The sequence below is a fragment of the Prolixibacteraceae bacterium genome (assembly GCA_019856515.1).
GTDB classification, from domain to species: domain Bacteria; phylum Bacteroidota; class Bacteroidia; order Bacteroidales; family Prolixibacteraceae; genus Halosquirtibacter; species Halosquirtibacter xylanolyticus.
In genome coordinates this window covers 4,177,373-4,194,275 of record CP082230.1, presented here as the reverse complement: position 1 = coordinate 4,194,275, position 16,903 = coordinate 4,177,373, and the positions used below count along the sequence as shown (strand labels likewise).

Here is a 16,903-nt window from a genome sequence, read left to right as displayed (position 1 = left end):
ATTAAAGATTTTTTAAGTGTTTGCTCTGTAACCATGGAGAGCTTAGTTTTTGCTCTAAATCTCCAGTCTCAATATCACTTTTGTTATTCAAGTATAACTGCATCGCCACATAAGCAGCCACCATCTCTTCGTTTGGTTTTTGGTGGAACACTTGATCTATGTCTTTTAACAAGAACGAAGTGGTATAGCTACCCTCAATAAACGAAGGGGTGTCTAATATCTTTTTAAAGAATCCTAATGTGGTTTTAATTCCTTTGATCTTGATCTCTTCAAGAATCTCTCTTGAGGATGCCAATACAGCTTCACGGCTCTCGCCAGATACGATCACCTTTGCAACCATCGAATCGAAGTATGGAGGCACGACAATGCCATTGCGATAACCAGTGTCTAAACGCAGTGCAGGGTGTGTTGGAAAATCGTACTGCTCGATAATACCGAACGCAGGTGCAAAGTTAGACTGAACATCTTCGGCATTTAGACGATATTCAATACATGCTCCTTCGATTTTGATATCCTCCTGTTTGAATGGCAGAGGCTCATCTTGTGCGATGCGAATCATCTGCTCGATAAGGTCCACTCCTGTGATAGCCTCAGTGATGGGATGCTCTACCTGTATTCGGGTGTTCATCTCTAAGAAGTAGAAGTTCTTATCGGTATCCACAAGAAACTCAACGGTTCCAGCACTGTAGTAGTTTGCATACTTTGCAATGTTTACAGCAGCCTCGCCCATCTTCTGTCTTAGGGTGTCGTTTAGTGCTGGAGAAGGCGCCTCCTCTACAAGCTTTTGGTGCTTACGCTGAATACTACACTCTCTTTCGAAAAGGTGCACTACATTTCCATGCTTATCGGCAAGGATCTGAAATTCGATATGATGGGGATCTTCAACATATTTCTCGATAAATACATCTGCATTGTTGAAGATACCTTCTGCCTCGCGACGTGCCATCTTGAACATCATGGACAGCTCATCTGGTGTACGTGCCACACGCATTCCTTTACCACCACCACCAGCTACCGCTTTGATAATAACAGGGTAACCAATATTGTCGGCCAACACTTTTGCGTCATCGATATTCTCCACGATGTCCTTACTCCCCTCTAAGATAGGGACACCAGCCGCCTTAGCCATCTTACGCGCCACTCCTTTATCGCCCATATCTTCAATTGCTTGGGCAGAAGGACCAATAAGAATAACGCCTAATCGATCGCATGCCTCAGCTAATTCGCGACTCTCAGACAGGAATCCATAACCAGGATGAACGGAAGTCACCCCATGATTATGTGCGATCTCCGCAATCATATCTGGGTTCATAAATACGTTTTCGTGGCTGTGGGCTGTGACATCCACAATACGATCCATATGCTGAAGGTATACTGCATTCGGTTCATAATGGGTCATAAGACCAAATACTTCGATCCCCATCTTCTTTGCTGTTTGAGCAATACGGATGGCAATCTCTCCTCTATTGGCTATAAGTATAGATGATATTTTTTTCATACTCGTTATTTGCAAATTAAAGTGGAATGTTACCGTGTTTCTTAGAACTCTTCTCAACGAACTTATTCTCTAACAGTGCGAAGGCTTTGATCAACTTATCACGGGTAGTCTCAGGTAGAATCACCTCGTCGATATATCCTTTTTGATCTGCGATATAAGGGTTTGCCACCTCTTCTTTATATTTTAAGATCAATGAGCGACGCACCTCTTCAGGGTTCTCTGATGCAGCAATCTCTTTCCTATTAAGAATCTTAACAGCACCTTCTGGTCCCATCACAGCAATTTCGGCTGTAGGCCATGCGAAGTTGAAGTCGCCCCCCATCTTATTGCTGTTCATAACAATATAAGCTCCACCATAAGCTTTACGAAGGATCACGGTGATCTTAGGTACGGATGCTTCAGCAAAAGCAAATAGTAGTTTGGCACCGTGCTTAATGATCGCTGCATGCTCTTGTTCGATACCGGGTAAGAAACCAGGTACATCTTCTAACACAAGTATCGGTATATGAAAAGCATCACAGAAACGAACAAATCGCGCTGCTTTGCGAGAAGAATCAATATCTAAAGTTCCTGCAAGGTGTTTGGGTTGATTGGCCACAATACCAATAACCTGATTGTTCAACCTTGCCAAACCAGTTACAATGCTCTGTGCGTATCCTTCTGCTGTTTCGAAGAATGACCCCTTGTCAACCAATCTGTTGATAATCTCAATGACATCGTATGGCTTATTAGAGTCATCTGGAATGATTTTAGAGATATTCTCCATTCCATCAGGTAGGATATTCACACTTTTGGATACAGGAGGTTGTTCTATGTTGTTGGATGGCAAATAGCTAAGAAGCTTTCGAACACCTAACAGGGTATGCTCTTCATCATCATAGATAAAGTCGGCAACACCACTCTTTGCACTGTGAACATCAGCACCACCAAGCTTCTCACTTGTCGTATCTTCGTTCAGCACCTCTTTAACCACATTTGGCCCCGTCACAAACATATAGGCCGTTTTACGAGTCATAAAGATGAAGTCAGTCAAAGCAGGAGAGTACACTGCACCTCCAGCAGCAGGTCCTAAGATTACTGAGATCTGAGGAATAACTCCTGACGACTTTACATTGTTCATAAAGATACCAGCATATCCAGCCAGACTAGCAATACCTTCCTGGATTCTTGCGCCACCAGAGTCAATCAATCCAATGACAGGATGCCCCATCTTTAAACCAAGATCTTGTACTTTTTGGATCTTCTCGGCATGGATTGTACCTAATGAACCACCTTGATAGTTAAAATCTTGTGCATAAACAAGCACATCTCTGTTGTTGATCTTACCATAACCACAGATAACGCCATCACCAAGTGCCTTAGGATCGTTTCCTTCATAGTTTAATGGCAATGCAAATGCATCAATCTCAACAAATGAATCCTCGTCTAATAAAATATCGACACGTTCTATTGCAGTCAGCTTACCTTTTGCATGCTGGCGTTCAAAATATGCATCGTCAAATTTTTCATTAAACCTCTGATCACGGTCGTTAAACCTTTTGTAATGTATTCTATTATCCTTCATTAAAATATATTTTTTTCAGAGTGATGGTTTTCTTACTATAACTGATTGTGGGGGGGTATAAAAAAAGAATCTGTGGGTAGCATCAAATATCATATTCTTAGCTTCAATGTTCATTCTAATATGGGGGCATATTTTAGTTCTAACATTTTATTCTTTCTACGATAGTAGATCAAGCTTAAAGTTAATAGTAATCTATTTAATAACCAAATAGCCAGACCTTTCACTGTTATACTGACAAATTGAATCATTTTTACAAGTAATCGCAACGGACATTGGTTAATATTTGTTAACAAAAAATGAACCTTATTCTTATCGAAAACGTTACAGAAATAAGAGACATCTGTTTATCAACACATTACATATAGACAACTGTATATTGAAAAAATAGAACATTCGAGTTTTATAATCAAAAAGTGATTATTTTTAGCATATAATTCTTTACTTGATCGAAATAACAACAAAATTGACATAGCATGAAGAAGGTTAGAATAGCCATAATATGTATCCTTTTCCTTATCGCAGGATACTTTGTAGGACCACGACCTAGACCATATAAGCTCACGGATTCTCTACCAGAGATTGATAAGAAGGGAGACGAACTTGACCAATGGGTCAACAAACGCGAAGCAGAAACGGAAACAAGAGAGGACAATGAAGCACGTATCATCTGGAATAACAGAGAGACCAAAGAGGATACGGAGTATGTACTTCTCTATCTCCATGGCTTCTCTGCATCATGGTATGAAGGGGCTCCTATTAACGATCATATCACCAAGATGATGAATGCGAATGCATATTATGCTCGACTTCATGATCATGGGCTCAAGAAGAAGAATGCACTGCTAGATATGACTCCAGACAAGCTTTACGAATCCTCAAAAGAGGCTCTAGCTATCGCACACCAATTAGGGACGAAAGTCATTATCATGAGTACCTCCACTGGGGGAACACTTTCGTTGAAGCTTGCAGCAGACTTTCCAGAACTTGTCGATGGATTAATTCTCTACTCTCCCAATATTGTTATCAAGCAACCCGAAGCGAAGCTACTATCTAAACCATGGGGGCTAGACATTGCACGTTTGGCGATGGGTGGTAACTTCCGCGTCTTCCACGACACGGGCAAGGTGGCACAATACTGGTACCAGAAATACCGTGTAGAGAGTATGGTTTATCTACAGCAACTTCTAGATATCACGATGAACGAAGAGACTTTCTCGAAAGTTACATGTCCTACGTTTATTGGTGCCTACTACAAAGATGAAAAGCACGAAGACAACACTGTTAGCGTTAAAGCGATAAAAGAGATGTACCCTCTATTAGGAACCGAAGAGAAAGAGCTTGTTCTATTTCCGAATGCCGACACACATGTGATAGCAAATGGATTACAGTCACACAGTTGGCAAAGAGTAGAACGAAGAACAGAGGCGTTCCTAAAGAAATATATCCTCAAGTAATATCTATGGGATGTTTACATGGTTGATAGGATATGGCAAATATATCTGCTAGGAGAAGACAAAGTAATGGTACTATAGAGTTATTCGACAGAGATCGTTTTTAATGTTTAATAGACCAAATAGGAGGACAGCGTAACGGTGCATATAAATATCGTATCGAGAAAATAGCGTAGCTATAATCGCATATACCAACAAAGGCCTTCCAACGATATTGGAAGGCCTTTGATATAATTAGGTAAACCTAATGAATAACTACTTCTTATCTGATTGGCGTAATGATTTTCGCACCTTTTCTAGAATCTCTTTCTTAGATATCTGGTCTACAATATTGCGTTCAACCTCTTTACCGTCATCATAAGCCTCATAGTTAAAGATATCCTCTGGGCTCTTAGGTCTTATGGCCTCCTCCCATCTAAACAGAGGTAACTTGAGATCTTGGTTACCAAAATCGGCAGGAGGAAAGAAGTCCATCTTAGGTTGAGTAATAAAAGAGATACGATAGATCTTATTCTCTTTCATTTTGATCTTTATATTAGAACACTCTGCCTTATTGACTCCCATCATACCACTCTTATCCTTGACATAGTATATCGTTTCGCCATTCCCAATCACATCCAACACATCCAATGAGTTATTGACAATGTAACCAACCATATTCTTACCACTAATTTGATTATACATATCTAGGCTATCCTTCGATACCATAAATGCATCCGTATAGAGCTTCAACAGGTCGGCTCCTTTAGGTTGGTTCGCATAGGTAATAGAGTCTGCAGTCATCTGGTTATTCATTGCCCAAACGATCGGTTCAAAATACATTCGCATCACCGAATCTTGCGCACTATATACCAATGAGTCACATTTTCCTTGCATATCTTTGCGATAAAACCGCACCTTATTGTATGCTAAAAATATCTTTTTATCGGCAATAGAGTCAGCCATAGGGTAAGTACGTAGCGTATCGGCATGCAAAAACAGGGTATCCTTTTCACTATACTGAAGAAGCTCGGCTTTTTTAGTCACCATTCCCTCCTCACTATGTTCATTATACTCTCCTATTTCACCACGTATCTCAAGCATGCTCTTAAAATCCTCAATCTCTACATGATGATATGCCCAAGCTTGTCCTCGTAGCTTATCATACAGAAGTGTATCACACCTCAACTCCTGCTTCTCATTCCCCATACGAGAATTCTTATACAGCTCAGCATTTTGAGATATTGTCTCATACCAACCTAATTCAGAATAGAGATAACCTGAATCGCCATTGACAGTCGTTGGACCAGATATATAGACAATCTTATGCTCCGTATCATACTTCAGTGTATCGGAATCCATGATAAAATCTTTATTGACAAGATGTACACTATCCTTAAAGAACAACATCTTATCCTCCGAGTAATATCTACCCACACGACTATTCAAAGTATTTAAACTATCCACAATAGTACCACCGGTATTGTAATAAGCCATACCGTGTTCCAGGTTATACTCCAACTCATCGGTAGTAAGCACCAAAGAGGGGTCTTTTAGCTCTACATTACCACGAATAATGGCTAATGCCGTATTCCCATCATAAACAAGACTGTTTCCCTTTAGGTCAACAGTATCTCCTTGCGTAATATGAATACGTCCAAAAGCATCTACTTTATTCTCATTGGAGTAGAAATAAGCACTATCACAATGCATGATAGCCCCCATATGTCTTACTATTACGTTACCAATCAAACGATCAGCATTCTTTGCCACCCCCACATTACTCACCAAGCTATCGCTGTGATCGATATACACTCTACGCTTTTGAGCTGTAGAGACATTCGCCACAAACAATAAGCCAGCAGTAAGCAGAATATATAGGCTTCGTCTCATACTTAGACAACAATTCAAAACAATAATTCTTTATTATAATACAAAAAAGCTATTTACAAGAGAACAAAATTAATGCCACGTTTCTCTTGTAAATAGCCTTTATTTTTTAGATAATAATTACTTCTCCCAATTATTATCAAAATTACAATTCGCATAAGAAGGGTCAATTCTCACATACGTTTCACCCATATGATCTTTGATCCACTGACGGTATACATCCTCTTTCTTCTCACCCAAGAATTGGTCATACAACACTTGATAATCCTCTTGTGGATTTGCCACGTGCTCCTTCGTCTTAGTGATCAGCTTAACCACTTTATATGATCCACCACCTTTACGAGGGTCTTCAGCCCAATAAGGCTTAGAAATTTTCCCCACTTTCATATCAGCCAACACCTTACTATCTTGTGGTGGCACCTCTGAAATATTAAACTTAGATGACATATTCATTTGATTAATCACCAAGCCACTATTATTTCTCGAATCTTTATCTGATGAATATAAGAAAGCAGCTCTCTTCCATGTAATCTTCTCGTCGTCGATCATATCCACGATAGAGTCGATACGAGCCTTAGCTCCCTCTTTCTCTTTAGGATCTATCTTTGGACGCATCAAAATATGTCTAGTATTTGCTTTACCACCTTTCTTCTCCACCATCTGGATGATATGGTAACCAAAATCACTCTTAACCACATTCGAGACCTCTCCACTTTCCAAGTTAAAAGCAGCCTCGGCATAAGCAGGGTCTAACTGACCTTTACCCATAAAACCAAGTTCACCACCATTGGTTGCGGAAGGACCTTGAGAATATAATACGGCCATCGTAGCAAAACTAGAACCATCCTCAACACGCTTCTTTATCTGACGCAAACTATTCTTTACTCTCAACACCTCCTTTTCAGGAACCACAGGAGTCACTAATATCTGTTCGTACTCCAACTGGCCACCTACCTTAGGTAACTTCGACTCGTCTGTATCTTTCACATAACGACGAACCTCAGCCGGTGTTGCTGTAACCCCTTCAGTGATTTTACCTCTCATCTGCTGGGTAACAATTTGTTGACGGATATTCTCATCCAAACTAGAACGAATTTCCGACATATTTTGCTTAAAGAACTTCTCGATATCACGATCCGTACCAATACGTTCTCTATACATTTGTAAACGACGTTCCATCTCACCATTAACCTGACCATCGGTCACCTCAATAGTCGTATCCAGTGCTGCCTCAGCCATCAACAGTTTGGCTTCTAAAAACTGTTCAAGGATCTCACATTTCATGTCACCATCGGTGGTCATACCCTGTGCTTGCATCTGCAAGTACTGTTGCTCCACATCTGACTTAAGGATAATGTTATTACCCACAATAGCCACAATTTCGTCTATAACCTTGTCCTGGCCATTAACCATTACGCTACAACATAGACAAAATGAAAGTAAAAAAGCTCGTAAATTCTTTATATACATACTATCTGATTCTTGTTCTTATTTTTCCTACTTATTTTATTCTATCATCATGCATAGCCTCCTTATAAGTAAGGCTATCCAATTCTCTAAGGAGATTACGTTTTCTTTCGTTCAATATCCAATTTTCCACTCGTTTCCTTGAATATTCATACGGAGCAAAAGCACCAGCATCCATAAATTGCTTCAAATATACACATCTAAAGTTTAAAGAATCCTTTTGTTCGTAATAACGATTTCTTAAAAAAAACCTTTTGGGTTGCTGAAAGTCATCTTTAAAAAAACGTTCTACCATATGAAAAGGAATCCATTCGTCTTCAAAATCATCATAGCGCGTAGCATAACGGAAACAATAAGACTCTAAAGATAGAAAATCATTTGTATCCTTTGACATTAAAAGCCTCTTAATCTCTTCCGGCTCCGAAGCATAGGTTGGAACTTGCACTACTACAGCCTTTACAATAGCGGTAGGCAGCTTAAACTTATCCATATGCTTCTCATAATATGATTTCGATAAATTAACAGGAACTAACGTATCCAAATGTTCTGAAATATATTTTTGTTCCAAGCGATAGATCAGTAAATTCTCACGATACTCCTCCATCTTACGACTCATCTCCATCTCATCGACAGTCAATGTACTTTCAGCTTTACTCACCAAGAGTTTTTGCCTCACCCACTGCTGTTTATAATTTGCAATAAAAGCAGCACGATCCAAGCTATCCAGACCTTCTGGCAGCCACTGAAGCACCATCTCTTCAGTCAGTTTATACCTTCCAACCTCCGCGATCAACGCAGTATTATTCTCATTTTGTTCCACACGAACACAAGAGAGCCACAATACCGCAATGCATATATTTAACAAAAAAAGCTTATTCATTTCACCACCATTTTGTATGAAAGAATCCATATGTTTCTAAGGGTCGGCTTCTTATATTACTAAGAAGTCTACTCAAATATAACAAAATGATAGTATAAAAGTGTTAAGATAAGTTTGAATCGCCATGAACGATTACAAATGCTGTTGAACACCATACGGTATTGAGCCGTACACCATCCAACTCGAAGTAATTCCGTCATAAAAAACCATGACCAAAACCATAAGAACAAAAAAGGTTGTCTCGATCTGATCGAAACAACCTCTCTATTTTATTCTGACTTACATTTTGAAGAACAACTTCCACAGCTTCCCTCACCCATAGAACAAGCGCTTTTACGCACTGCATTCTCTCGGAAAAATTTAGCTGAAAGAAGTCCAAAAACGACCGCCATAAAAAATAGCACGATTAAAAACATCTTAAGAGTAGCCATGATATCATGATTTATGGTTTCACCACAAATTTAAGACTTTATTGTCTTCTACTCTATTTTTAATCGTTAAAAATTACTTTGCTAACTTCAAATTACTGAAATTAACCTTAGAGTAAGCTCTTTTTTGCTCCATCGCATCATAGCTTTTGGCACAGATCAGACCTCTCTTTTTCATCTCTCTATTCCCTCCTACATGGGTATGAGGAAATTGACCATTCTTTTTCAGTAGTATCTGAGTTGCTAAACCTGCAACACAAATTCCTACCAACACAATAGAAATCAGTACTAATTTAACTACAATCATAATTCCTTATTTTGTGCAAAAATACTCATTTATTCTCTAGAATCTCTCTCTTTCGCAATATTTGGAGTGCTTCTAAGGTAGAGTCCTTCTCTTCAACTAACCCCAAAGAGATCAACCCACTAAGTGTCGTATCTTTACAAAAACCATGCTCTATCAGAAAATTTAAACATTTTAAGACCCAAAATGCATCGAAGAGATGAAAGAATCGCTTTCTAAAAGCACCACTTGTACTACAATTCTGTCTCAACTGCGACAATTTATCGATGTCTCCATGACTGTTCATGAACTGAGCAACATCCGGGTCCACCTCCAACATCACATCGTTAGAAACAAACAGATGATCCACCCGGTCAAATAACGTGGTGATCTTACGAAAAGAGACCAAAGGATAGCTCACACTCAGATCTTCGCCTTGGTCATTCCATTTACGCAGCATGGGGCCTGTCCCAAAAGGAACCCTATCAGACAAACGAACACATGGATACACAGTCAATCCAGACAGTAGCCTAGGAGTTCCAATATGTGTAAGTTTATGCAGAAAATAGAAATCCTCACCAGCCTTACGGTCGTTCATTCCTCCCTGCTTCACATAAGCCTCTGCTCTCACAGAAAAAGCAGACCCTACAGTATGAAACGCATAAGGAAACCCCGTAGATTTAAGTGCCTCTGCATAGTAGCGCAGATGCAGTTCATAGTCGACAATACCACGATGAAGAGCCTTATTAGAGTCAATTGGGTGCTCAAAATAGTGGATATAAAAAAGGTTACGATCCGCCAATGCCACTTTCGATAGTTCCATCAGGTAGTTGGGCGAAACAGTGCAATCAGCATCCAGCGAAGCGATCAAACCATCAGAACGATCCACTCCATTGAAGAACCCCACCGCATGATCCATCAGCGTCTTTCTTGCAAAACCAACACCAGCCTTCTTCTTCCGAACATCCTCCACCAGAGCAGTGCGAAGATAAAACCAAGAAACATTGCTTAACTCTTGCGACAACGCATCGAGTCGTTTCATACCACGACGATTCTCTTGTCGAACCGACTCCGATGACATCTCTCCTGAATTAAAAAGCACCAAAACCAACACAGGATTATCGGGACGATCACAAGCCATCAAGCTTCGAATACAAAGATCTATCTCAGGCTCATCATAAGCTGGAATAATCACCACAAGAGGGGTTTCAGGTAGACCATTGAAATCAAAAACTTGATTATCACTATGGACAATCTTTTGTAAATATTTATCCGCAAATCCCATAAACTACAACTAATAAAAAAAGCAAGAGACATGAATGCTCTTGCTTTTTTGGAAATATCTATCGAATACTACTCTCTATTACTTCTTCTGCGATCCGTTTAGGATATCCAGAATCTCAGATGTGATATTGTCTCCACCCTCTGTACGCAATACAGCAGCACCATCTAAAATATACTTATAATGTTGAGCATCTTGGAAACGATCCAATACAGCATTCAAACTATCTAGAACACGCTGATTATTTTCCGCCTGAATCTTTTGAAGCTTAGCAGACAGTTCATAGTCCATCTTCTTCACCTCTTGCTCCATTGCCAAAATACGATCTCTCTCTTTTCTCGCACTTGTTTCAGTCAAGAAACCACCACGCTGTAGTTTAGCTTGGAAAGCTTGTGCATCTTCAGTAAACTTTTGCTTCTTCGCACCAAACTCTTTATTATATCCTTTTTGAGTCTCTTGGAATGCCTCATTAATCTCTTTCGCAAGATAGTAGTTCACCACCAAAGAGTCCATTCTAACAAATGCAATCTTTCCATTGTTAACAGGAGCTGAAGCTGTTTTCGTTTCTTGATTATTTTGGTTACATGCACTAAAAACCAATACAACGATTAGGCTTAAAAGTAGTGCAATAGAATTACTCGTCTTCTTATTCATAAGTTTCGTAAAATAAATAGTAAATGTGTTTTTCATTCGCTCTTTAATTACAAATATAAGATTTTGTATATCACATTCCTTATATTATTTCACAGAATTAAAACATTTTATCAACTAAAAATACACAAGAAAACATACCCAAGATAAACCACACAAGCAAAATCACCAATTAGCTTAATTGATTATATTTAACACGGATCTTATGTTCTATAAATTAACATCATTTGAACCGCCTGTAGCAATATGATATTCACGTTTCATCAATTCAATGAGTTGTTGATCCTTAGGATTTCTCTTAACAGCTTTATATGCTCTGACAAATCGAGGATGTCTTCTATAGATAATTTCTACAGATCTAATACCAGACGAATACCAAGCAAATGAACCAAACAATATCCAACAAAATACTCTCTTAAAGACACGTGAAAAATATTTACGCTTTTCCCTATAGTGCATGACTATTTCAGAAGCCATAACTCCCAATAAAATAACCAGACCTATCACTACAGCAATATTGCTGCTCGTTACAAAAAGTAGATGCTCAGCAGTACCTATACAGGTAAGAAACAAACCAACACCTGCGATTATTGACATCTTTTTTGTTATAGGATCATATAAACAATTTTGAATTTCACCCTTTCTAAAGTGATGATCTCTGAAATGAATAAAACTCCATATAACATAAAATACCCCCAAGGCTCCAAGTCCAAATCCTTCAAGAAAGACCCCATACTTAACGACAGCCACACGAAAAATCACTCCCAAAATTAGCAGATAAATTAATATCTTCTCCAACGTTATCATTACTTAGATTTATTACGTAATAAACAATTAACTATTTTAATCAATAGTTTTTATTTAAACCTTCTTCACACTCCCATTAATTAAATAAGGTTTGATATACCATGAAAGCATATTAAACCTTACTGAGATTGTCACAACGCATTTAATCTTAACACAAACAACAAATAACCTAAAACTAAAATTGTTGCAACAACCTACACTCTTACCTTATTTTATTAGTTCGCTTTGCCTACAATTTTACTTCTAGCTATTTGACCATCTTCAAAACGAATCAAAACCAAAGCTGTCGTACCCAAGCCTAAGTTGGTACTCCACTCATATCCAACTTTTGTAGACTCCTGAAGCTTGCGTCCCATCGTATCATACATGGCCACAGATGCCATCGGTTTTGTACTTCGAACGGCTACTTGACCATTCGATGACCATAAACGATAATGCTGAACATCAGCCTGCGCTACATCGGTAGCAACTTTTTTGTATGCATTAAGATATACATAAGTCACCCAACGAGAGTTACTTCGATAAACTTCTCTATACGAAATATTTTCAAAAGTCATTTTAACCCCAGTATCACCAAAAGCAAAAGAACTATACTCACAAGTTGGTGCTTTAGGTGCTTTAAGATGCAGTATACCTATTCCAGAAGAGGAGAATGCAAAATTACCTACAGTAGACACTTTAGCACCGATAGTTAAATTATGCAACGGGGTCCAAGCAAAAGCACTTTGACCAATCGTTGTAACATTATCCGGAATCACCAAAGGTTGTGCATTGTTAAGACACCCCTTAAAAGCGTAATTACCAATCTCTACCAAACTCTTAGGGAACTCGATCGAAGTCAATCCATGACAATATGCAAAAGCATGTTGATTGATATAATACAAGTTTTCAGCCCCTGAGAAGTCAATCGCTGTAACAGTTGTATTTGGTATCGCTGAAGATTGACCAAAAATTCCTGAACTCAATGGTCCTGCTCCGAACTTACCTGAAATACCTACTACTTTCTGTCCATCTATAGTTGCAGGAATCGTTATTACAGTTTCATCTCCATGGTAAGAAGTAATTTCAACACCATCAATCCAGTTATATCTTGATAATTTATATTGTACTTTTTTCGTTCGCCACAAATCCCCATCATGCTTACCAAAAGTAGACAAACGACGAAAAACAGGATTTAGCTTTTTATATTTATCGTTCTTTCTATAAGCTGCCACCACATCATCCTCCACAAAAATACGTGGCTGTGATGCCTTACGGAAAGCATTTTCTGCAATATCAGGGAATGTCTTACTATGAATAATAAGTTGCGGAGAGTCATGCATACTAAAAGCAAAATTTCTGATTGTCTCAATTTGATCGCCAATTTCAATAACTTTGATCAGGGCACAATCACTAAAGGCATGCATTCCGATTCGTTTAACACTTGAAGGTAAAGTTACAATCCCATTCAATGAACTTTTATAAAAAGCAGCAGATCCGACCTCTTCTAAGCCATCATTCCACACAACAGTTTTTAAAGCGATACAATGACCCAATGCTTCATCTGTAATCACTTTTAAGTTTGTAGATTGACTAAGATCAATTCGTGTTATGGTTCTATTAGGGATATTGAAATATTGACCAAATACACCTACATTTTCATCGGGTTTATCTTCAAAAACACCAATGATTGCAAGAACTTTCTGTCCCTCAACGTCAGCTGGAAAAACAACCTCTGTATCTGATCCAAGATATCGGGTAATGGCAACACCATTCTCCCCTTCATAGTTATATGGGGAAGTATCCCATAATTTTGCTTGCCCAAATCCTAGAATGGGACATAGCAAGACCAATAAACTAAATAAACATTTTTTCATAAACACAAACACTATTTGATTTTAAACCACATATATACACAATTATTTTATATCTCACACACATATTTACCATTTATCATAAATAAATAATATATAAAGACGAATATCACTTAAAATACGCTATTGGAGCATATTTTAACCACCATCAAAGATTGTCAAAGAGCAATAATTCCACTAACACACTTTTATCACAAAGGATCATATACCATTACGACTTACACTTCACCTATATTAAAGACACAGTTCCAATACATTTAAGTTACGGTTCCTTTACCTTTTTGTCGTGTGGAGGTAAGGGAAGGGTAACTTAAAGGTAACTTAAGGGTAAGTTTAGTATAGGGAAGGGGGCTAGAAGAGGGCTTCTTGACTGCGGTGACATACGCACAAACCGGAGCAATAGTTGTCTATATAAAAGAGTTTAATAGATGGTTTGCTAAAAGGATATAAAGTGTCATAATAAAAAGCTCAGTTAAATGGATATAAAGAGGTGACATTCATCATATAAGGATATTCGAACATTTTCTATATTTAAAAGGGGGAAATCTCCCCTATATTAACCCTAAAACTTCATTTACTATGTTTCAATCGTTAATCGCGAAATTGCTTCCGAATTTTCCGGAGTCGTTTGTGTGGAAGTTTTCTAAAAAATATATTGCAGGCAAGGACCTTGAGAGTCTCCGTATTGCAGCACGAAAAGAGAGAGAGAAAGGTGCTGTTACCACTGTGGATCTACTCGGGGAGGAGATACAAAACATGAATGAGGCTCACTATTTTTTTGAGCAATATTCGGAATTGATCCCTATCTTGGCAGAAAACGATTTGGATGTCAATATTTCGATCAAACCCTCTATGTTTGGTATGAAGATGGACAAAGAGACCTGTTATAAACTTTACGAAAAAATTATTGAAAAGGTCGCAAAGTACCCTACAGGATTTGTTCGAATTGATATGGAAGACTCTAGTTACACCTCGATGGAGATAGCGTTGTACGAACACCTCCTAAAAAAATATCCTAAAAACGTTGGTTTGGTCATCCAGGCCTATCTCTATCGTTCAAATAAAGATGTGGTAGAGTTGATGGAAAAATATCCTGACCAGAGCCTTAATTTCCGTCTTTGCAAAGGCATCTATCTCGAACCGAAGGAGGTAGCCTACCAGGATAAACAGGAGGTAAGAGACAGCTATATTCGAATATTAAAATCGATTATCAACCACGGAGGTTTTGTAGGTATCGCAACCCACGACAGTTGGATTGTAGAAGAGGCATTAAGCTGGATAAGAGCCCATGAAATACCCAAGAGTCAGTATGAGTTCCAATGTCTATGTGGTGTGAAAGAGGGACTTAAAATGGACCTGATCAAACAGGGAGAGAAAGAGCGGGTATACATTCCTTTTGGAGAGCATTGGTTTGCCTATTCAACCCGACGATTAAAAGAGAATCCTAAGATGGTAAATGATATTATCAAAGCCTTTTTCTCTTTTTCGTAAAGAGGTTATAAATAGAAACATGCCTGCTTTACATATTTTATACACGAAGTACGGCATGTTTTGATAATGTTTTCATATTTTTAGATGCTTAAACATTCATTAGTAACAAATTTAGCATCTATGAAGCAACACCGATGGGTTGTTTTTATTTGTGTTTTTATGGTAGGTTTCACTATAAAAGCACAAACACAAAGAACGGAAAAGAGAGAACTTACCATAGAGAATATTGAATTTCAGTATTCTGCAGATACGGCCAAGGTTAATCGTCAATATTGCAAAGACATGCAGGCAGCACCTAGTGCTGTGATGATACTTAAAGCAATCAACGATGCCGAAGACTCTTATAATAATTTGGTCAACGAGTACTTTAAGATTCTTTTTCAGAATTTAAATAAAGACGAACGCATTATGATTATGAATGACCAGAGAAGATGGAAACAATTCATACGTGCCCAATTAAAGTTATACGGCACCTTCTCGAAGCCACCATATGTTCATAAGGATCAGAATCAGCACCACTATATTTACTATTCGAAAAAATATTTAGAACAGACCAAGCAGCGTCTCAATACCCTTTTTTCGTTTATACGATCGGTATATCGAAGGAATCATCAGGATGCATTTCAACTCGAAAGAGAGTGTGTTTCTCCTCTTTTATAAAGAGGGAGAAACACAACTATTCTGCTGTTCGATAGATGTAATCAGCACAGGAACTTCAGATATACTTCCTCTTTCAAAGATTCTATCAGAATCTTTCTTATCGGCGTGTTCGAAAGCCCATGTTGACTTATAGGGGATGAATATGGCATGCCCTCCGATCTCTTCCACTGGTAGCACATCGGATTTGTAGGAGTTCCCTACCATTACAAGCTCTTTCACATCCACACCCACCTCATTGAAAAACGACTGATAACTTTCATTATCTTTCTCTTCAAGGACTCGAATATATTTGAAGTATGAGACCAAACCACTTTCAGCGATCTTTCGATTCTGTTCCATTAAATCGCCCTTGGTAATGAGCAGAAGCTGATAGTTCTTAGACAATTTGTGTAAAGTCTCTTTTACTTGTGCCAACAGCACCACCTTTTTCTTAAGCTGTTCATGTCCCAGCGCAATGGTTTGCTCTATCATTTCAGATAGGTGCTTGGTGGCATACTGATTACAGAAGCCCATTAATGATAACATTAATGAGCGCGTGCCGTAACCATATAGTGGTACATTATTCACGATATAGTGATACAATAGTTCTTTTAATTCCGTCTCGCTATAGTCACTATTTGGGGCCAACATCGAAATAAACGCCGTTTCAGTTTCTCTGAAATAGGGTTCATTCTCCCATAGGGTGTCATCGGCATCAAATGCAATATATTTTATCATAC

Annotated in this window: 14 protein-coding genes; 3 read left to right on the top strand and 11 right to left on the bottom strand. The window is 38.5% G+C overall.

What is annotated here, in order from left to right:
* Nucleotide 1: 1 nt before the first annotated feature.
* On the bottom strand, nucleotides 2–1,498 hold the full coding sequence (locus tag K5X82_15400) for an ATP-grasp domain-containing protein (protein QZT36617.1): 1,497 nt from the start codon (nucleotides 1,496–1,498) through the stop codon (nucleotides 2–4).
* A 16-nt stretch (nucleotides 1,499–1,514) separates the two neighbouring features.
* On the bottom strand, nucleotides 1,515–3,062 hold the full coding sequence (locus K5X82_15395) for an acyl-CoA carboxylase subunit beta (GenBank protein QZT36616.1): 1,548 nt from the start codon (nucleotides 3,060–3,062) through the stop codon (nucleotides 1,515–1,517).
* Between the two features lie 473 nt (nucleotides 3,063–3,535).
* Between K5X82_15395 and K5X82_15390 the strand changes: the two genes are divergently transcribed.
* Nucleotides 3,536–4,516 (top strand): lysophospholipase, encoded by a 981-nt coding sequence (locus K5X82_15390; protein ID QZT36615.1) that lies wholly within the window; start codon nucleotides 3,536–3,538, stop codon nucleotides 4,514–4,516.
* Between the two features lie 252 nt (nucleotides 4,517–4,768).
* On the opposite strand, the gene K5X82_15385 is transcribed toward K5X82_15390, so the two are convergent.
* The 8 genes from K5X82_15385 to K5X82_15350 all read right to left on the bottom strand — a co-directional run bounded on the left by K5X82_15385 (nucleotide 4,769) and on the right by K5X82_15350 (nucleotide 14,036).
* Nucleotides 4,769–6,385, bottom strand: a complete 1,617-nt coding sequence (locus tag K5X82_15385; protein QZT36614.1) for an organic solvent tolerance protein OstA — start codon at nucleotides 6,383–6,385, stop codon at nucleotides 4,769–4,771.
* Nucleotides 6,386–6,502: 117 nt separating this feature from the next.
* The gene (locus K5X82_15380; GenBank protein QZT36613.1) at nucleotides 6,503–7,750 is read right to left on the bottom strand and encodes a peptidylprolyl isomerase; all 1,248 of its coding nucleotides are present in this window, start codon (nucleotides 7,748–7,750) and stop codon (nucleotides 6,503–6,505) included.
* 133 nt (nucleotides 7,751–7,883) lie between these two features.
* The gene (locus K5X82_15375; protein ID QZT36612.1) at nucleotides 7,884–8,729 is read right to left on the bottom strand and encodes a hypothetical protein; all 846 of its coding nucleotides are present in this window, start codon (nucleotides 8,727–8,729) and stop codon (nucleotides 7,884–7,886) included.
* Nucleotides 8,730–9,233: 504 nt separating this feature from the next.
* The gene (locus tag K5X82_15370; protein ID QZT39140.1) at nucleotides 9,234–9,461 is read right to left on the bottom strand and encodes a hypothetical protein; all 228 of its coding nucleotides are present in this window, start codon (nucleotides 9,459–9,461) and stop codon (nucleotides 9,234–9,236) included.
* 28 nt (nucleotides 9,462–9,489) lie between these two features.
* Nucleotides 9,490–10,725, bottom strand: coding sequence for a hypothetical protein (locus tag K5X82_15365; protein ID QZT36611.1), 1,236 nt, complete (start codon nucleotides 10,723–10,725; stop codon nucleotides 9,490–9,492).
* A gap of 78 nt (nucleotides 10,726–10,803) precedes the next feature.
* Nucleotides 10,804–11,412 (bottom strand): OmpH family outer membrane protein, encoded by a 609-nt coding sequence (locus tag K5X82_15360; protein ID QZT36610.1) that lies wholly within the window; start codon nucleotides 11,410–11,412, stop codon nucleotides 10,804–10,806.
* Nucleotides 11,413–11,583: 171 nt separating this feature from the next.
* Complete coding sequence (locus K5X82_15355; GenBank protein ID QZT36609.1) at nucleotides 11,584–12,171, bottom strand: hypothetical protein; 588 nt, start codon at nucleotides 12,169–12,171, stop codon at nucleotides 11,584–11,586.
* Nucleotides 12,172–12,395: 224 nt separating this feature from the next.
* Nucleotides 12,396–14,036, bottom strand: a complete 1,641-nt coding sequence (locus K5X82_15350; protein ID QZT36608.1) for a leucine-rich repeat domain-containing protein — start codon at nucleotides 14,034–14,036, stop codon at nucleotides 12,396–12,398.
* Between the two features lie 576 nt (nucleotides 14,037–14,612).
* Here K5X82_15350 and K5X82_15345 point away from each other — a divergent pair.
* Entirely contained in the window at nucleotides 14,613–15,524 is a 912-nt protein-coding gene (locus tag K5X82_15345) for a proline dehydrogenase family protein (GenBank protein ID QZT36607.1), read from the top strand.
* A 120-nt stretch (nucleotides 15,525–15,644) separates the two neighbouring features.
* On the top strand, nucleotides 15,645–16,184 hold the full coding sequence (locus tag K5X82_15340) for a hypothetical protein (protein ID QZT36606.1): 540 nt from the start codon (nucleotides 15,645–15,647) through the stop codon (nucleotides 16,182–16,184).
* Here the strand turns inward: K5X82_15340 and K5X82_15335 are convergent.
* Entirely contained in the window at nucleotides 16,179–16,901 is a 723-nt protein-coding gene (locus tag K5X82_15335) for an HAD family hydrolase (protein QZT36605.1), read from the bottom strand. The genes K5X82_15340 and K5X82_15335 overlap by 6 nt on opposite strands.
* Nucleotides 16,902–16,903 lie beyond the last annotated feature (2 nt).

What these genes read in the sequence shown, in the direction of transcription:
- K5X82_15400 (QZT36617.1), bottom strand. Translation starts at nt 1,498, where the DNA reads ATGAAAAAAATATCATCTATACTTATAGCCAATAGAGGAGAGATTGCC.
- K5X82_15395 (QZT36616.1), bottom strand. Translation starts at nt 3,062, where the DNA reads ATGAAGGATAATAGAATACATTACAAAAGGTTTAACGACCGTGATCAG.
- K5X82_15390 (QZT36615.1), top strand. Translation starts at nt 3,536, where the DNA reads ATGAAGAAGGTTAGAATAGCCATAATATGTATCCTTTTCCTTATCGCA.
- K5X82_15385 (QZT36614.1), bottom strand. Translation starts at nt 6,385, where the DNA reads ATGAGACGAAGCCTATATATTCTGCTTACTGCTGGCTTATTGTTTGTG.
- K5X82_15375 (QZT36612.1), bottom strand. Translation starts at nt 8,729, where the DNA reads ATGAATAAGCTTTTTTTGTTAAATATATGCATTGCGGTATTGTGGCTC.
- K5X82_15365 (QZT36611.1), bottom strand. Translation starts at nt 10,725, where the DNA reads ATGGGATTTGCGGATAAATATTTACAAAAGATTGTCCATAGTGATAAT.
- K5X82_15360 (QZT36610.1), bottom strand. Translation starts at nt 11,412, where the DNA reads ATGAAAAACACATTTACTATTTATTTTACGAAACTTATGAATAAGAAG.
- K5X82_15350 (QZT36608.1), bottom strand. Translation starts at nt 14,036, where the DNA reads ATGAAAAAATGTTTATTTAGTTTATTGGTCTTGCTATGTCCCATTCTA.
- K5X82_15345 (QZT36607.1), top strand. Translation starts at nt 14,613, where the DNA reads ATGTTTCAATCGTTAATCGCGAAATTGCTTCCGAATTTTCCGGAGTCG.
- K5X82_15340 (QZT36606.1), top strand. Translation starts at nt 15,645, where the DNA reads ATGAAGCAACACCGATGGGTTGTTTTTATTTGTGTTTTTATGGTAGGT.
- K5X82_15335 (QZT36605.1), bottom strand. Translation starts at nt 16,901, where the DNA reads ATGATAAAATATATTGCATTTGATGCCGATGACACCCTATGGGAGAAT.